Genomic DNA, 16,225 nt, shown 5'->3' on the forward strand with positions numbered 1-16,225 from the left:
AAAACCAGAGTATCTAGCTACGCGAGTAAAGTTAGCGAGTCAGATCACGTGTCCGATACAAATGTGAATTGAGGTGTTGTAGGCGTGAAATTTATTTTGCATGTTGCGCGATGTAAAATCGCGCCTACAACCTTACCGCTGACCGCTAGGTATTTTAACTTTCCTGCTCAGCTTCTTGCTGTGCTAATTTTTCGCGTTCTGCTTTTGAGATGTATGCCGGTTTATTGCTTTTATGCAATTTTGCATTGGCACGCTTATCTTTTTGCTTAAGTTTAGTGAAGATCTTTTTTCTGCGGTTCATGAGTCTAACAAACGAATTAATAGGGTGAGTGGCTATTGTACCTTGTTGGTATTTTTAAGCGATCTATTTTGCTTGAATTAGAGATGTTATGTCGGCGTTATAAGCGTTACAATCAAGGCGACTTTCTAAAAACCTTCTTAAACTCTGGAGCTTATCTTGAAACATTCATTACTTGCTGCATTTTTATTAAGTGCTTTCTCTAGTCAGGCTGCTGTGTCTGAGCAAAGTGAAAAGCTGGCTAACTACGCGGTAGAGCAATATCAACAAGCGCAAATTCATACCTTAGAGAATTTAGTTTCGTATCCAACGGTAAATAAAGAAGGTCTAGCGACTCCTGATAACCCAGATTTCATTGGCTTTAAGTCGTTCTTAAAAATGAAAGCGGCGCAGTTTGGTTTTGATTATCAAGATTTAGGCTACACAGTGTTAATTGGCATGGGTAACCAAGCTGAAAAAGTAACCATAGTAACCCATGGTGATGTGCAACCAGCAGATGCCAGTAAATGGCAGCAAAGTCCATTTAAAATGGATAAAACCTCTGAGCCAGGAAAGCTAATTGCACGTGGTACAGAAGATGATAAAGGGGCAATTGCGACTGCACTGCATGCAATGAAGGCGATCAAAGACAAGGGTATTACATTAAATAACCGTATTGAATTAATGGTTTACCTTGCAGAAGAGTCTGATTGGGCACCACTCGAAGAGTTCATGAAAACCTATCAGCAACCTAAATACGCAGTCACTATTGATGCTTCATACCCTGTGGTTGTTGCAGAAAAAGGCTGGAGCTTAATTGCCCCGACTTTCTCAGCGACCTCAGCACAAACAGGCTTATATGTTAGTGACTTAAAAGGCGGCGCCTTTGTTAGCCAAATCCCTGAAGATGCCAGTGTGTTAGTACATAACACTGATGCGGCAACTGTGGCTAAATTGCACGATAATGTCGCTAAGCTCAAAAACGTCAAAGTGGCGATGACTGAGCAAGACAATGGCTTGTTAGTCCAAGTGAAGGGGATTTCAGCGCATTCATCTGAGCCAGAAGCTGGTGAAAATGCCATTGCGCACCTTGCAGAAATCTTTAAAGGTATTGATCTTGAAAACAATAGCGATGGTCAAGCAGTTGAGTTTATCAATCAGCTAATTGGCCTTGATTTATACGGCGCGCAATTCGGTGAAATTGGTTATAAGCATGACTTTATGGGCCCGATGACTGTTTCGCCAACCTTATTAAGCCGCGACGGTAACGAGATTAAACTGTCGATTAATATGCGTCGTCCGGTAGGTAAACAAGAAGCGGTGCTTAAGCAGCAAATTAATGAAGCGCTTAGCGCTTGGCAAACCACTAATGGTGTTACGTTAAAAGACACTAAAGTGGTAATTGGTACGCCAATGCTGTTAGATGGTGCGCCTCATGCAGAAGCATTACTCGATATCTTTAAGCACTTTACCGGCGATAAAGACGCGGGCTTTGTGTCAATTGGTGGTGGCACAAATGCTAAGCTGTTTGATAATGCGGTGTCATTTGGTCCATCAATGCCAGGTAAAAAGTACACAGGTCACTCAGAGCATGAGTTTATTACTGAAGAGCAGTTAGCACTGAACTTAAAAATGTACACTGCAATGATGATTAAGCTAGGTAATATGTAATTCTATAAACTGAAAACGCCGCTTTATAGCGGCGTTTTTGTTTAAAGCTGTTGGCTCATATCAGTTTAAAACTGGGCAACAAACTTAAGGTTATAAAGTTCAGCAGAGCCGCTTTCAGTGTAATTAGCGGTTAAATAGTATTTATCATTAATAAAGTACTTGCCTTGTAAAACGAGTTCAGAATCATCCAAACCTGCGCCTATGGCATAGTGATCGCCGAAGTAGTAGCTGATCATGGCATTGCTTGCTGAATCATTAAGGCTGTCTTGGTGGCCAACATCGACTGTAATGTAATGGCTACCACTTAAATGATTAAAGTATCTGGCAGAGACATTCCAAACGTCGAGTTCATCATCTGTTTCTGCACTAAAACCAAGGTAATCTTTATCGTTTATTTGGAGGTTATACTGCGCTTTTAAGCGGAAATAATCATCACCATATTCACGCACATCCTTATTTACAGAGACCTTTAAGGCATCGGCAAATAAATAGCCTATTCCTAAAGTATAGTCATCAGCATCATCAACATCGTAAATTTCACCTGTAACAAACCAGTTTTTATAAAATCCTTCACCAAACAAGCCAAGATAATCAGTGTAATCGCTATTAAAGTAATTCACTCGGATGTTGGAATCTGTATCTAGGTAGCCATAATCATCAAGTACCCCAGAGCTCTGCTGCTCCTCAAAGTAGTAATGGCTCACTAATTGGTAAGCATTAAAACTATATCTGTTACTCTCTATGTGCGTATAGTCGATACTATTGAACCATTGTTTACTCATCTGTTGTTCTGTTGCGATCGAGCAGCTTGAATAAGCAAGTGCTGCCAGAGCAATAGGGGCAAGTTGTTTAAACATACATATCCTTGTTGTATTTGGTTTTGCTTCATCAAGATAATACAACAAGTAGGTATTTACATTGTAATAAAGTGTTGTGGGTCTGTTAGTTTGTGAAAAGGCCAAGCAGTGCTTGGCCTACAGAGATTAATTAAGCGTTGTGGTGAGTGATATTTCGGCATTCATCAGTTTAGAAATAGGGCAGCCTTGCTTGGTTTGTTCACAAAGTTGCTCAAACTTTTCGCTCGAAATTTCTTTTATCTTTGCACTAACATCAAGTGCAATGTGACTCACTTCGAAGCCCTCATCAACTTCATCAAGACTCACTGTTGCTTTGGTCGTTATGTCGTCAGCGACAAAGCCTGCTTCAGTTAGTGCAAGCGATAGCGCCATGCTAAAACAGCTACTGTGTGCCGCTGCAACCAGCTCTTCAGGGTTAGTGCCCGGCTTATCTTCAAAGCGAGTGTTAAAGCCAAATGGCTGTTTCTCAAGCGCGCCACTTTGACTAGAAATATAGCCTTTGCCAGATTTAATATCACCAGACCAACTCGTATGTGCAGATTTTTTAATCGTCATCGTCATCTCCTTTGTAAATTTTTTCGACAACCGTGAAAGGCTTTCAGGGTTTTGTGCCGAAAACTGTGAGTTAACGATATAAGTGCAACTTAAACGCCAATATTTCTTTTTGCTTCACGCTTGCAACGTTCTGAGCAGTACTTTACATGCTCCCAGTCACGTTGCCATTTTTTACGCCACATAAATGGCCTGTCGCAAACGGGGCAGGTTTTGCTGGGTAAATTAAGCTTTTTATGAGCCATGGCGTTGTCTTTTAAGGCTTATCACATGCTTATTCAATACGGCTTTTGTGCCACGCTTTACATCATCACGTTCTCGAAATGACCATAATCGCTCACGTGCTTGTTTGGCTGCATGTTCAATATCTACCATAGGCTCAGGGTAGTCTTCGCCGAGTTTAAAGTTATTAAATAAGGCCTCCATTGGCGGCTGTTGCCATGGCTGGTGGAGATCTTCTATGGGTAAGTTTTTAAGCTCAGGGCACCATGTTTTAATAAATATGCCATCTGGGTCTTTATCTTCAGATTGCTTTATTGGGTTATACAAACGAATCGTGTTGGTTCCTGTGACCGATGCTTGCATTTGGATTTGTGGGTAGTGAATACCAGGCTCAAAATCTAAAAAATAACGCGATAAAATAAAGCTGACTGATTGCCAATGAATGTTCATATGATGAGTCATAAAGCTGACCAACATAGCGCGCATTCGAAAATTAATGTAACCCGTTGCTGCGAGGCAGCGCATGCACGCATCAATAATGGGAATACCTGTTTGACCTTGCTCAAAGCGTTTTAAGTGCTCTGCAACGAGTTCATCATCGCGATAAGGGTAGTGCTTGTAGCCCGCATTTTGCGGTGCAAACTCCATGCTGCATTGAGTTTCGAATTTTTGCATAAAATGGCAATGCCAGTGAAGCCTTGACTCGAAAGCATGTAATGAGCGACGCCAGCTTAAAGGCTGCTTTGCTAAATAGTATTTTAGAGTTTGATAAACTTGTCTGAGGCTCAGGTTACCAAAGGCTAAGTAAGGCGAAAGCCGTGAACAGGAATCTCTACTTTTTGATGGGCTTGATATGCCACTTTGGTAGTTCATTGCACGCTCTTCTACAAAGCTCTGTAGGCAAGCTCTGGCTGTATGAGGGCCACCATATTGAAACTGCGGGTCGTGCTTTAGAAAATCATCAACACAAGTCGCTGCTTGGTAATTATGAGGCAGCACTGCATTAAAAGCTTGCCAATTTGGCGTTACAAGGCGTTGGTTCATCACGCCATGCCAATGTGTTTGCCAATCAAACTGTTTTGGCCGCGCTCGTTTTACACCTCCAAGTGGCGTTTCGTGCCAAGGAATTACTTTACTGTTTAGCCAGCGTTTGACCTGTTTATCTCGCTCAAAGGTATTGTAAAGACCTATTTCTTCATGGCTATAAACCCCTGCAATATCAAAATCTTCACTAAGGGTTTCTAACAAGGTAATCATTTCTTGATTATAAATGGCGATTTCAGCGTTATATTTTTCGAGCTGTTGGTTGATGTCTTTAAGTGACTGAGCAACAAAACGCCAGTGCCTAAAGCTGTAATGGGGGTCTTCGAGTAATAGGGGCTCAAAGTTGTAAATAAGTAAGCAAGGCAGCTCTGATGCAATTGCACTGGCAAGTGGCTGATGATCAGATAGTCTTAGGTCACGTTTAAACCAAATAAGATTTATTTTTTGTTTTTTTGAGCCTGCCATAAACGTGGAGTTGAAAATTGCTTTGGTGATTATACGTAGCAAGTCACAACTTAGATTAATTACTAAAGCAATCCACAAAGTTTCCACATTTGTAGCATATTGCCCACACACTTTTGGATGGTATTCAGATTATGCTTACGGTCAATTGAATGACATAAGAGGTTCGCTATGAAGCAATTATCTGCACTTTCTGTTTTAGCTATTTCGTTGTTAGCCACAGCGCCCGCTTGCTTTGCTCGCGACCATCAAGGCGGTCCACCCCAGCGACCTGACTTTGCATCGATTGATATAGATGGCAATGGGGCGATTGATTTTACTGAGTTTAGTGAACAGCCTATGCCTGAAGATATGCTGCAAACCATTTTTAATGACATGGATGCTGATCAAAATGGTGAAGTAACTGAAGACGAGTTCAACAACCATAAACCACCAAAACGTAAGGAAAATCAACGATGATCAACAGTGTTTCATCGGGTGCGAATTTTCAGCCCATGCAACGACCTCAAGCAGAGCCGTTGACCAGTGAACAAACAGAGTTAATGAATGAAACCTTAGCTCAGTTTGATCCTGAAAACTTAACTGCAGAAGATGCACAATCTATTATGCAGACATTTATGGATGCGGGTATTCAACCGGGTCAAGAAATGGAAGCAATTATGGCTGAAGCTGGCTTTGATGCCGCTGAAGTCGGTGAATTAGGTCGTCCTGAAGGTGAGCGTCCGCCTGGTCCGCCACCACCGCCGCCAAGTGGTAATTCACTTGAGCAGGTTGATAGCGAAGAAGTTGTCAGTTATTTAGATGAGTTGTTAGCGCAATATTCTGATCAACTGGGAGAAGAAGATAAAGAAGCGATTCTAGCCTCTGTGCAAGAAAAGTTTGGTTTATCTGAAGGTGATTCGCTGTTATCGGTCACAGCGTAAATCACAAAGCGGTCATGATGACCGCTTTTTTATATCTAGCTTTTTTAATCATATATTAAAGTGACGCGGCGAAAGCCTTTATTTCGTTCTGTGCTGCTTCTAAGCTTTGCTCAGCACCTGGCATCGCAAGGCCTTCAGCGTAAATAAAGTTAACATCAGTCATACCCACAAAACCAAGTACATCTTTTAAGTATTTAGTTTGTGTATCCATCTCTGTGCCTTGATATACACCACCACGGGCAGCAAGTACCACTACTTTTTTGTCTTTAATTAAACCTACAGCGCCTTGCTCTGTATATTTAAATGTAATACCAGCACGAGCAATACGATCAATCCAAGCTTTGAATGTTGATGGAATACCAAAGTTATACATTGGCATACCAATGACCATCAGTTCGTTATCGTTAAGTTCAGCAATTAAATCGTCAGAAATTGCAGCAAGTAGCTTTTGCTCATCGCTACGTTCGTTTGCATCAGTCATCCAAGCAGCCATTTCTGTCTGCGTTAAGTGAGCAATCGCATTGTCGCTTAAATCGCGAGTTGTTACTGAAATTTGTTGGTTGTTAGCAAGCTGCTCAACAAATAGTTGGCTAAGCTTGGTTGAATTACCTTGTTCACCATTTAAAGATGAATTTAACACAAGTACTTTTTTCATCATGTCACCTAAGAAAACTGAAGTTGTGCAGCTATTATAATTAGCAAAAAATAAATTAATAATGCTATTAATCGAGTGTTACGTTCGTTTTAAACGAATGGAAGAGGTGTCTAATTTTTTTGAATTAGTCTTTTTTTGTAATTTAATGTTACTATTGCCGCGACAATAAAAAAGAAATGGACTTTATTATGAAGTACTTACTGCTTACTCTTTTTGCAGTGCTGAGCTTAATGCCTCGTGCTGCTGAAAACACACAACTCCCTGTAGAATCATTCGCCTCTTTACGCGCTTTTAGCCAAGTAAAATTTTCGCCAAATGGTAAAAATTTATCGTTTATTCGAAATGTAAATGGTGAGCTGGTTTTAATGGTTTATAACCGTAAAACTAAAGAAGCTGATTCTATTATTCGTTCAGATAATCATACTATTTTCTTCGATTGGTATGAATGGGCAAATGATGAGGTACTTCTTTTAGGTGCCCGCTATATTCAACGCCAATTTGGCGGCCCTAAATATACCTCTACACGTTTATATGCATATAAAATTGGTGGTGATGGCAAGGCGAAACTGGCTATAAAGCCTAACTTTAATCGTGATGAACGCCAACCGCAATTTGGTGATCAGGTAATCAGCTTTTTACCCGATAAAAAAGATAAAATTTTAGTTCAAGGTGATTTTGATGTTGCCAATGCCCCTGGCGTGTATGAACTTGATTTAAGTACACTTCGTAAGAAAAAAATTCAGCGCTCACGTAGTAAAGTGATTGATTGGACAGCAGACCGCCAAGGTAATGTGCGTATTGCCCTAAAAATGGATGAAGACGAATTTGAATATATTCTTTATGACGAAGATCGAGATAACCGTAAAACGTTATTCAAATATAAAGCATTTAGCCCTGATGTAGTGACTGTTTTGGGCTTCGATAAAGACCCTAATATTCTTTACTTCAAAGCTCTTAAAGATGGCTATGATGCGCTTTATAAAATGGACCTAACGACCATGAAAAAAGAGTTAGTGTTCAGCGATGATAACTATGACTTCGACGGTCATATATTCTATTCATCTCTTACAGGTGAAGTAGCAGGGTTTACGCACTCTCAATTAGATGAGGGGATCCGTTACTGGGATGAAGATTTAAACAACCTTTATAATGGCTTACGCGCTGTATTGCCGGCAGATAAGTTTGATATTGATATTATTGATACTAGTAAAGAACAGCGTCAATATGTGGTTTACGTTTCAGGTGAGCAAATCCCTGGTACCTATATGTTGGGTGACCGGGATTCTAACGAATTAACTGCATTTGCCTCGGCATTTCCAGATGTTGATGAAACTGTTTACAGCGGTAAAAAGAAAATTAGTTATAAAGCCCGTGATGGCTTAACTATTGAAGGGTATTTAACTCTACCTGTGGGCTACAAAGAAGGTGATAAGTTACCAACAATTGTGTTCCCTCATGGCGGGCCAATGGCTCGTGATTACGCTGGTTTTGACTATTGGACTGCGTTACTTGCTTATAATGGTTATGCTGTACTGCAACCAAACTTCCGTGGTTCAAGTGGCTATGGGCATGAATTTGAGATGGCTGCAGTTCAAGGTTTTGGTAAAGAAATGCAAGATGACTTGCAAGATGCGGCGAATTGGCTTGTTGAAGAAGGTATCGCTAATAAAGATAAAATTTGTATTGGCGGGGCAAGTTATGGTGGCTATGCTGCATTAATGGCAGTAGTTAAACACCCTGAAACATTCAAATGTGCAGCAAGCTTTGCTGGCGTTACTGATCTTGAGCGTATTGTTAGTAAAGCGCGTTATTTTACTAACAAAGAAATTGTGCGTAAGCAGTTTGGGACTGATGGCGATAAACTAGAAAAAGTGTCGCCTGTTAATTTTGCAAAGCAAATTAATCGTCCGGTGCTATTGGTTCATGGCTCTGATGATAATGTAGTGCCTGTTTATCATAGTCGTGAAATGGATGATGAACTTAAAGACGAAGGTAAAGATGTTACTTACATTGAGCTAGAAGATGGCGATCATTACTTATCGCACCAGCCGTATAGAATTAAAACGTTGAAAGCGTTTTTAGAGTTCTTCGATAAGAACTTAAAAAATTAGCAAAGAAAAAGGCGACCTAGGTCGCCTTTTTTAATACCTGATTTTGCGTCAATTTTATTTATAAGCTAATTCAGCATCAATATTGCGCATTAAGTTGGTAACCCAATTGATATATTGGCGGTGGATTTTTTTGCCATTGTAATCAAGGTTTATCGAATCTTTGTAATCAATAGAATATTCTTGCTCGTTAAACGTAATATCAACGCGTAATTGGTGTTTACGAATATCAAGTTTACCTAAGATTTGACCTTCGGCATTTGAACGACACGTCCAGCCTAGTTTCATACATGCTTTTAAAATATTGGTTTTGATACTTTCAAGGTCATGTTGACCAGACGCCATTTGCGGTACAGGGTTTGCGTCAAAGTTACGAATAGGCACACTGGTGCTACAAGCAGAAAGTGTAAGTAGCGTAAGAAGTGCAAGAGCTGCCTTTTTCATAGTAAGTCCTTTTTGGAAATAAAATCAGCGCGATTATGCGCTTTTTTTACTGCAGGGTCTAGGCATCGGGTAAAAACCACGCACTAATTGCACCAAGTAAGCCTAAGATACTGTAGAAAAAAATTAACTCAGCAGTCGTTAAGTAGGTATTTAGTAAGCCGACGCTACCTAGCAGTAATAATATAACTCCGATCACCGTATTACTAACAGAGACATAGTCAGTGCGCTTGTTTCCTTCAGCCATATCAACAAGGTAGGTTTTACGACCAAGGCGAACCCCTTGATGAGCTACGGTAAGTAAAAAATAACAGAGCGGTAATAGCCAAAATTCATTGAGCGTTTGTGGGCTCAGATAAGCAACTAAATAAACGGCGAAACCGTTGAGGGTGACGAGCATTGCAGCAAACACTAATACCTTGCGGCTCGATAAGTCACTTAGTCGACCCCAGATAGGCGCAGAGACTAAGCTGGCAAGCCCAGAAAGTGCCATAAACGTAGCAAGTAGTGAAAAGTCGAAAGCCTGTTCACTAGCAAGAACGATATAAAACGGGGCGCTCAAAGCAGAGCATAGCAACAACGCACGAGTGATAATAAAGTGAGCAAATTGTTTATCTTGGTAAAGCAGTTTTAATTTTGATAAAGCATGCAGAAAGCCGTTTTCAGCGCCCTCGGTTGCGCCCTTGTATTCTTGAATGCGGCTATAACTGAGCGCTGCAAACAGCCACATTAAAGCGGCCAGCATTAAAGCAACATACACCCCATTTTCATAGCCAAGGCTTTGTAGATACCATAAACCAAGACCAAATGTGAGCGTTGCAAATCCTGCAAAACTCGCAGCAAGACCGCTAATGCTGCCTCGTTGTTGTTTAGGTATGACCTTTCCTAATACATCTTTTGCAGCAATGGAATTAAAGCCACGAGCAAGGCTAAAGATAATCAAAATAGCGATGATAGCAAAACCTGCCGTTGCACCTTGAAGTGTTAAAGCACAAATAAGCATGCCTACAATACATAAGGCTTGCACTATGGCGCCAATCACCCATACCCACTTTCTGACTGGGAGCCTACGAATAGCACTTGCGATGGCCAGTTGTGGCAACATTGAGCCTGACTCACGAATAGGCACAAGCCAAGCAATAAAACTACTTGGTACATTAATGCTTTGTAAAAGCCAAGGCAGGGTCACTTTAGGGTTTAACAGGGCATCTGCAAACTTACTAAATAGTTGGCTTACTAATAAGGTAAGAAAATTGCCGGGCACTACTTTACAAGCAGCTTCATCAATTGCTTTGCAGGCACGGGCATCCTCGGTGTTACTGAGGCGTTGGTAGATATCTTCTTTACTGAGCTTTTGCATACTTTTTATTTTTATGAAAAAGGGCATTTAAGCCCTTAAAAATCTTCCTTAGAGTGGCGCTCTGCTAACTGCTCAGCTTCATCACCCCATGTTTTGTTCACTCTGCGACCTCGTTTTACAGCAGGGCGGCGCTCAATTTGTTTTGCCCAGCGCATCACATGACTATATGACTCAACATCTAAGAACTCAGCTGCATCATATAAATTGCCAAGTACCAAGCTGCCATACCAAGGCCAAATAGCGATATCGGCAATTGAATATTCGCTACCAGCCATGTAGTCATGGTCGCTTAAATGGCGGTTTAATACGTCTAACTGGCGTTTTACTTCCATGGTGAAGCGATCAATTGGGTACTGCATCTTGAAAGGGGCATAACTATAAAAATGACCGAAGCCTCCACCTAAGTATGGGGCAGAGCCCATTTGCCAAAATAGCCAATTTCGACATTCTGTTTTACTAGCGTGATCGCTTGGGATCAGCGCATCAAACTTTTCTGCCAGGTATTGTAAAATTGCACCTGACTCAAACACGCGAGTAACGGGCGTTGTACTGTGATCCATTAAGGCTGGGATTTTTGAATTAGGGTTAACACTGACAAACCCTGAAGAGAATTGATCACCATCGCCAATTTTAATTAAAAATGCATCGTAGTCAGCTTCATCAATACCAAGCTCTAATAGTTCTTCGAGCATGATAGTCACTTTTTGGCCGTTTGGTGTCGCAAGTGAGTAGAGTTGAAGATCGTGTTTACCAACGGGCAAGTCTTGCTCGTGGGTTGCACCTGAGACCGGACGATTAGTCTTCGCCCATTCACCACCGTTTTCTGCATCCCATTGCCACACTTTAGGTGGCGTATAACTTTCGGTATTACTCATTGAAACTCCTAAATTGTGCTTTAATGAATGTCATTACGAGACTACCATCCTAGTTGATCAGATAGAGCAAGGGAAGTACAGTTATTAATTATGAATAACAAGGAGGATGACATGAAAAAGCATGGTTTAGCCATTGGCCTTGAGCGAACTGGCACGACTTTTTATCTCACAATTAAAGTAGTCGGAAAGCTTACCCACGAGGATTATAAAACTCTCACTCCTCTTGTAGATAATGCTGTAGCGGCAGTTCCGAGTGCAAAAATAAGAGCCTATGTTGATATTACTGAGTTAGAAGGCTGGGAGTTACAAGCGGCGTGGGATGATTTTAAGTTAGGCCTTAAACATAACAAAGAGTTTTGCCGTATAGCTGTGCTTGGTAACAAAAACTGGCAACAAGTGGCAAGCAAAGTGGGTAACTGGTTTATCAGTGGCGAAGTGAAATACTTTGAAGACCCGATTATTGCCACTGAGTGGTTACACGAATAAGGAGTTAAGTGATAGAAAACAGTCAATTAAAGGTGGCGACGTTTAATTTATATAATTATTTAGCGCCACCTGACGCATTTTATGATTTTCAGCGCATTTATAGCGCTGAGCAGTGGGCCAAAAAGCAGCGCTGGTTGGCCGATTACCTTAAAAATCAGCAGCCAGATATCATTGGCTTTCAAGAAGTGTTCAGTATCAATGAGCTAAAACAACAAGTTAACGCAGAGGGTTACCCCTATTTTGCAGTCGTTGATGAGCCAACGGTGATTGATGACTTTATTTATCGCGATCCGGTTGTGGCTATTGCCTCACGCTATAAAATTGTTGCTGTCAGTCAGGTTGAGGCAGAGCAAGATGATATTTTAGCGATGGGCTTGAGCGATAATTTTAACTTTAGCCGCAGTATTATTCGCGCGACACTTGAAGTACCTCACTTAGGACACGTCGATTGCTATGTAGTGCACTTTAAATCTAAGCGCAGCATGCTCCATCACCAAGAGGATGAAAGCCAAAGCGAACAGCAAAACTTAGTTATGCAGTTAAAATCGCAAGTTCTTGGACGCTGGGCATCAAGCATGCAGCGTGGCAGTGAAGCAGCGCTGTTACTCGTAGAAATCATTAAGCGCAGAGCGCACACCAATAACCCTGTGATTGTGATGGGGGACTTTAATAATGAGTTACACGATGGCGTGCTTAACCATTTAATCGCTGACCACCTTCGTTTTAGCGGTCATAGGCAAAATAGCCCATCTCGTTCAGAGTTTAAACTACAAGATAGTTGGCAACTCTATCAGCGCCATGTTGTCACCGAGAACTACAGAGAAGCCACCCACTATTTTGGCAGTAGCAGCTCAGTATTTGATTATATTTTGTTATCCCGTGATTTTGATGCCGGGTTTCAGGGTAGCTTTTTTGAGGTGGTTGATTATCACACCTATGATCAGCACTTGATCAACCCCCAGTTTGCCTATGATGATCAAAGCACCGACCATGGCGTTGTGATGGTGACAATGAAGTTGAGAGACTAGAAGCTAATAGCTTTCAGCTTTCAGCTTTCAGTTTAAAGCTTAGGGCTCTTTTGCTTATCACGCTTTGCCATAATATAGCCGATGAATGCGCCGCTAATTGCGCCGAATAAATGGCTTTCGAATGAAATATGAATGCGCTGCGGAAAGACACCCCAAATCAAGCCGCTGTATAACACGACAACCGCAATACTGATTAAAATGGCTTTGAATGAGCGATGCATAATGCCGTAGCAAATTAAGTAGCCCCATAAACCATAGATAACACCGCTTAGTCCAACATGAATATTACTGCGGCCAAACAGCCATACTAATAACCCACCAATGAGCGCTGTGCCTGCAAACACCAGCCAAAAGCGTTTTACGCTAAATTGGCAAACTAGCCAGCCGAGAATCGCAAATGGCACTAGGTTACTAAAAAGGTGTGCCCAGCCACCATGTAAAAATGGCGCAAAAAACACCCCCGATAAACCAGACATTTGTCTTGGCAAAATACCTAAGCCGTTTAAGTTTATGCCGGGTAGGGTATTAATTATTTGCAGTACCAAGCACACCAGCATAATGCCTAAAATTGCGAATCGCTTACTACTAATAGGAGGAATTTTGACAGCTTTTTTTTCAGTCATGATGAGAAGCTCTTAAACCAATGTGACCGAATGAGTATAACTTATTAAAAGTGAAGGTAAACACCTTGATATGCAAGGTGTTTACTAAAGGTCTAGGGCATGTTGACTTATTTTAACCTAATTTGGTTAATAGTTTTTTCGCAGCAAGCTCTGAACTTGCAGGGTTTTGCCCTGTGATTAGTAGGCCATCTTCAATCGCAAGCTCGCCCCAATCATCGGTTTTTTGATACTGACCACCTTGTTTGATTAGCTCATCTTCAACAAGTAATGGCACAACATTGGTAAGTTGTACGGCATCTTCTTCTGAATTACTAAAGCCGGTTACTTTTTTATCAAATACCACAGATTTACCAGCTGCATTTTTCGCATTCAGTAATACTGCACTGGCGTGACATACTGCACCCACTGGCTTCTCTGAATTAATAAATTGCTCAATTAAGCTAATTGAATCTTGGTTATCAACTAAGTCCCATAGCGGACCATGGCCACCAGGGTAAAATACCGCATCAAAATCATCGGCTTTAACTTCAGCCAGAGGTTTAGTGTTAGCCATTAAAGTTTTTGCCGCACTGTCTTGCTCAAAACGTTTTGTGGCATCGGTTGCTGCATCAGGGGCTGCACTGTTTGGATCAACCGGAGGTTGGCCACCTTTAACAGAGGCTAAAGTTACCTCTACACCAGCATCAATAAAGGCGTAGTAGGGCGCCGCAAATTCTTCAACCCAAAAGCCTGTTTTATGGCCTGTATCGCCAAGCTCATCGTGTGAAGTGAGTACCATTAAAATTTTCTTAGCTGACATAGTGAATCCCTTTTTGTGTATTAAACATCGTTGATAACACTATAGGGGTGAAAATAGAGTTAAACAACGCAGATAAATTTGACTTCATTGGTTTAATAATTGATACAATTATTCAGGTTAGATTAGGAGTTTGTATGAAAGTATCGTTTGAGCAATTAAAAAGCATGGTGGTGTTTGCCCACATTGTGCAGCAAGGCAGCTTAACTAAAGCAGCTCAGCAACTTGGTTTATCAAGGGCTGTTGTTAGTTATCACTTAAAGAAATTAGAACAGCAACTAAAGCTTACCTTGCTTAACCGCTCAACGCGTACCATGACCCTCACCGAAGCAGGTATGGCTTATTATGAACGTTGTCAGGCTATCACCGAGCACGCTGAGGCTGCTAACTTACACCTTGAAAACTTAAAGAGTGAACCTGTTGGGGTTATTAAATTGAGTTGCCCGGTGAATGTAGGCTTGCAACTTGTGGTACCGGCACTGGCTCAGTTTAAGCGTTTGTATCCGAAAATTGATATTGATTTACAGCTTAGTGATGATGTGGTTGATATCATCAAAGAAGGCTACGACTTAGCGATTAGAGGCGTGGCCCTTGAAAGCTCAAGCTTACAAGCCTCTAAACTTGCAAGTATGGCTACTTGCTTATGTGGCTCAGTCGATTACTTTACAAAATACCCTATACCAAAGAGCATCGCCGATTTAGCGAAGCATACATGGGTGGTGTATCAACCAAGTAGTGCTGTTGTCACGCTCGAAAAAGATAAACGCCGCTTTGAGGTGGCAGTTAGTGGTGGCATAAGTACCAACAACGCTGCTGCACGAACTGCCTTTGTAGAAGCTGGGCACGGCTTAGCGAAAATCCCAGTTTATGATGCATTGCCAAGGATCAAAGCAGGATTGTTACGCACAATCTTAGATGATTACAAAACTGCTGATATTGAACTTTATGGCGTTTTCCCGCCAGGGGCGGCGGGAAGTAAAAAGCTGCGGGTTTTACTTGATTACTTGAAGGATTATTTTACTAATCAAGTAGCCACTATGACGATTTAAACAAGTGTGCGATTAAATAAAGCGACTGCTTGTTGATACATGCTGATGGCAAGAACTGGGTCGTATCGGTCGCCTTCGTCGCGCATAAACGCATGTTGGGCGTTCACTTCTTGCCACTGGTAATTAATGCCTGTTGCCACCGCTTGTTGGTAAATTTTAAGGCGGCCTTCTTTTGGTACATGTGGGTCTTGTTTACCCCAAACAAAGTGGATCTCACCTTTAATATCTGCCATGCGCTCAAATGAGTTATTACCTGCTTGTGCTGGTAAAGTATCGCTGTGTATATCTGTCGCGTATAAACAAAAAGCGGCTTTGATACTTGGGTTTAATGCAGCACGGTATGCAAGGTGACCACCAATACATACGCCCATCGCACCTACATTTCCTGTGCAGTAATCTTGCTGACGTGCAAATGCAATTAAGGCGTCAGTATCTGAGTCATGGCTCTCAAGCGGTTTTGCCCATTTGTCGGCATTGCCTTTGTCTTTACCAGCATCATCATAGGCAAGTACTGTCCCAATAGGATTTAACTCATGAAAAACTTCTGGCACTAACACGACAAAACCATGACCAGCAAGTATTGCCGCAGAGCGTGCAATTGGTGCTGTTTCTTGGAAAATCTCAGAATAGAAGATAATACACGGGTATTTACCTTCTTCTACAGGACGATAAATACTGGTGCGCATTACACCTGTGTTGGTCGCTATGTCGTGGCTATGGTGCTGAATAATCATGTTTATCCTTGTAAAAAACGGTTTAGCTAATAATACCTCAGCCCCACCTTTTGGACGAGTAA

General features: G+C 41.5%; 19 protein-coding genes. 7 read left to right on the forward strand and 12 right to left on the reverse strand.

The features are described from left to right. Positions 1 to 154: 154 nt before the first annotated feature. The gene (locus AADY36_RS04945; protein ID WP_064971746.1) at positions 155 to 301 is read right to left on the reverse strand and encodes a DUF2986 domain-containing protein; all 147 of its coding nucleotides are present in this window, start codon (positions 299 to 301) and stop codon (positions 155 to 157) included. 156 nt (positions 302 to 457) lie between these two features. On the opposite strand from AADY36_RS04945, the gene AADY36_RS04950 reads away from it, so the two are divergent. Further along, positions 458 to 1,948, forward strand: coding sequence for a dipeptidase (locus AADY36_RS04950; RefSeq protein ID WP_342408604.1), 1,491 nt, complete (start codon positions 458 to 460; stop codon positions 1,946 to 1,948). A gap of 65 nt (positions 1,949 to 2,013) precedes the next feature. On the opposite strand, the gene AADY36_RS04955 is transcribed toward AADY36_RS04950, so the two are convergent. The 4 genes from AADY36_RS04955 to AADY36_RS04970 all read right to left on the reverse strand — a co-directional run bounded on the left by AADY36_RS04955 (position 2,014) and on the right by AADY36_RS04970 (position 5,088). Continuing rightward, positions 2,014 to 2,805, reverse strand: a complete 792-nt coding sequence (locus AADY36_RS04955; protein ID WP_055021448.1) for a putative porin — start codon at positions 2,803 to 2,805, stop codon at positions 2,014 to 2,016. Between the two features lie 126 nt (positions 2,806 to 2,931). Further along, positions 2,932 to 3,360: an OsmC family protein gene (locus AADY36_RS04960; RefSeq protein ID WP_055021449.1), complete on the reverse strand. Its 429-nt coding sequence runs from the start codon at positions 3,358 to 3,360 to the stop codon at positions 2,932 to 2,934. A gap of 89 nt (positions 3,361 to 3,449) precedes the next feature. After that, complete coding sequence (locus AADY36_RS04965) at positions 3,450 to 3,602, reverse strand: DUF2256 domain-containing protein (RefSeq protein ID WP_082401584.1); 153 nt, start codon at positions 3,600 to 3,602, stop codon at positions 3,450 to 3,452. Beyond that, entirely contained in the window at positions 3,592 to 5,088 is a 1,497-nt protein-coding gene (locus AADY36_RS04970; protein WP_342408605.1) for a cryptochrome/deoxyribodipyrimidine photo-lyase family protein, read from the reverse strand. The genes AADY36_RS04965 and AADY36_RS04970 overlap by 11 nt, the downstream gene beginning before the upstream one ends. A gap of 168 nt (positions 5,089 to 5,256) precedes the next feature. Between AADY36_RS04970 and AADY36_RS04975 the strand changes: the two genes are divergently transcribed. Both AADY36_RS04975 and AADY36_RS04980 read left to right on the forward strand, forming a co-directional pair. Then, the gene (locus AADY36_RS04975) at positions 5,257 to 5,544 is read left to right on the forward strand and encodes an EF-hand domain-containing protein (RefSeq protein ID WP_055021451.1); all 288 of its coding nucleotides are present in this window, start codon (positions 5,257 to 5,259) and stop codon (positions 5,542 to 5,544) included. Continuing rightward, positions 5,541 to 6,008 (forward strand): hypothetical protein, encoded by a 468-nt coding sequence (locus AADY36_RS04980; protein ID WP_054561972.1) that lies wholly within the window; start codon positions 5,541 to 5,543, stop codon positions 6,006 to 6,008. Before AADY36_RS04975 ends, AADY36_RS04980 begins: the two co-directional genes overlap by 4 nt. 55 nt (positions 6,009 to 6,063) lie before the next feature. Here AADY36_RS04980 and AADY36_RS04985 read toward each other — a convergent pair whose 3' ends face one another. Then, positions 6,064 to 6,663 carry an FMN-dependent NADH-azoreductase gene (locus AADY36_RS04985; RefSeq protein ID WP_342408606.1) on the reverse strand — a complete coding sequence of 200 codons (600 nt, stop codon included), beginning with the start codon at positions 6,661 to 6,663 and terminating at the stop codon, positions 6,064 to 6,066. Positions 6,664 to 6,851: 188 nt separating this feature from the next. Between AADY36_RS04985 and AADY36_RS04990 the strand changes: the two genes are divergently transcribed. Next, a complete protein-coding gene (locus AADY36_RS04990; protein WP_054561970.1) occupies positions 6,852 to 8,774 on the forward strand; it encodes a S9 family peptidase in 1,923 nt (640 codons plus the stop codon). 54 nt (positions 8,775 to 8,828) lie between these two features. On the opposite strand, the gene AADY36_RS04995 is transcribed toward AADY36_RS04990, so the two are convergent. From AADY36_RS04995 to yghU, 3 genes are read right to left on the reverse strand one after another with little or no spacing between them, the layout of a single operon-like run. After that, the gene (locus tag AADY36_RS04995; protein WP_054561969.1) at positions 8,829 to 9,215 is read right to left on the reverse strand and encodes a hypothetical protein; all 387 of its coding nucleotides are present in this window, start codon (positions 9,213 to 9,215) and stop codon (positions 8,829 to 8,831) included. Positions 9,216 to 9,273: 58 nt separating this feature from the next. Next, entirely contained in the window at positions 9,274 to 10,572 is a 1,299-nt protein-coding gene (locus AADY36_RS05000) for an MFS transporter (RefSeq protein WP_055021473.1), read from the reverse strand. A gap of 35 nt (positions 10,573 to 10,607) precedes the next feature. Next, the gene (gene yghU / locus AADY36_RS05005) at positions 10,608 to 11,447 is read right to left on the reverse strand and encodes a glutathione-dependent disulfide-bond oxidoreductase (RefSeq protein WP_250659521.1); all 840 of its coding nucleotides are present in this window, start codon (positions 11,445 to 11,447) and stop codon (positions 10,608 to 10,610) included. 111 nt (positions 11,448 to 11,558) lie between these two features. Between yghU and AADY36_RS05010 the strand changes: the two genes are divergently transcribed. Both AADY36_RS05010 and AADY36_RS05015 read left to right on the forward strand, forming a co-directional pair. Further along, a complete protein-coding gene (locus AADY36_RS05010) occupies positions 11,559 to 11,933 on the forward strand; it encodes an STAS/SEC14 domain-containing protein (protein WP_239962667.1) in 375 nt (124 codons plus the stop codon). 8 nt (positions 11,934 to 11,941) lie between these two features. Continuing rightward, complete coding sequence (locus AADY36_RS05015; RefSeq protein WP_342408607.1) at positions 11,942 to 12,961, forward strand: endonuclease/exonuclease/phosphatase family protein; 1,020 nt, start codon at positions 11,942 to 11,944, stop codon at positions 12,959 to 12,961. 32 nt (positions 12,962 to 12,993) lie between these two features. Here the strand turns inward: AADY36_RS05015 and AADY36_RS05020 are convergent, their stop codons facing one another. Next, positions 12,994 to 13,584 (reverse strand): rhomboid family intramembrane serine protease, encoded by a 591-nt coding sequence (locus AADY36_RS05020; RefSeq protein WP_304636693.1) that lies wholly within the window; start codon positions 13,582 to 13,584, stop codon positions 12,994 to 12,996. Between the two features lie 112 nt (positions 13,585 to 13,696). Then, positions 13,697 to 14,383, reverse strand: coding sequence for a type 1 glutamine amidotransferase domain-containing protein (locus tag AADY36_RS05025; protein WP_054561963.1), 687 nt, complete (start codon positions 14,381 to 14,383; stop codon positions 13,697 to 13,699). Between the two features lie 134 nt (positions 14,384 to 14,517). Here AADY36_RS05025 and AADY36_RS05030 point away from each other — a divergent pair, with 134 nt between their 5' ends. After that, positions 14,518 to 15,429 carry a LysR family transcriptional regulator gene (locus AADY36_RS05030; RefSeq protein WP_250659518.1) on the forward strand — a complete coding sequence of 304 codons (912 nt, stop codon included), beginning with the start codon at positions 14,518 to 14,520 and terminating at the stop codon, positions 15,427 to 15,429. Here the strand turns inward: AADY36_RS05030 and AADY36_RS05035 are convergent. Next, positions 15,426 to 16,163, reverse strand: a complete 738-nt coding sequence (locus tag AADY36_RS05035) for a dienelactone hydrolase family protein (protein WP_250659517.1) — start codon at positions 16,161 to 16,163, stop codon at positions 15,426 to 15,428. The genes AADY36_RS05030 and AADY36_RS05035 overlap by 4 nt on opposite strands. Positions 16,164 to 16,225 lie beyond the last annotated feature (62 nt).

Source organism: Pseudoalteromonas sp. D15MCD-2 (genome assembly GCF_038562745.1).
Taxonomy (GTDB): domain Bacteria; phylum Pseudomonadota; class Gammaproteobacteria; order Enterobacterales; family Alteromonadaceae; genus Pseudoalteromonas.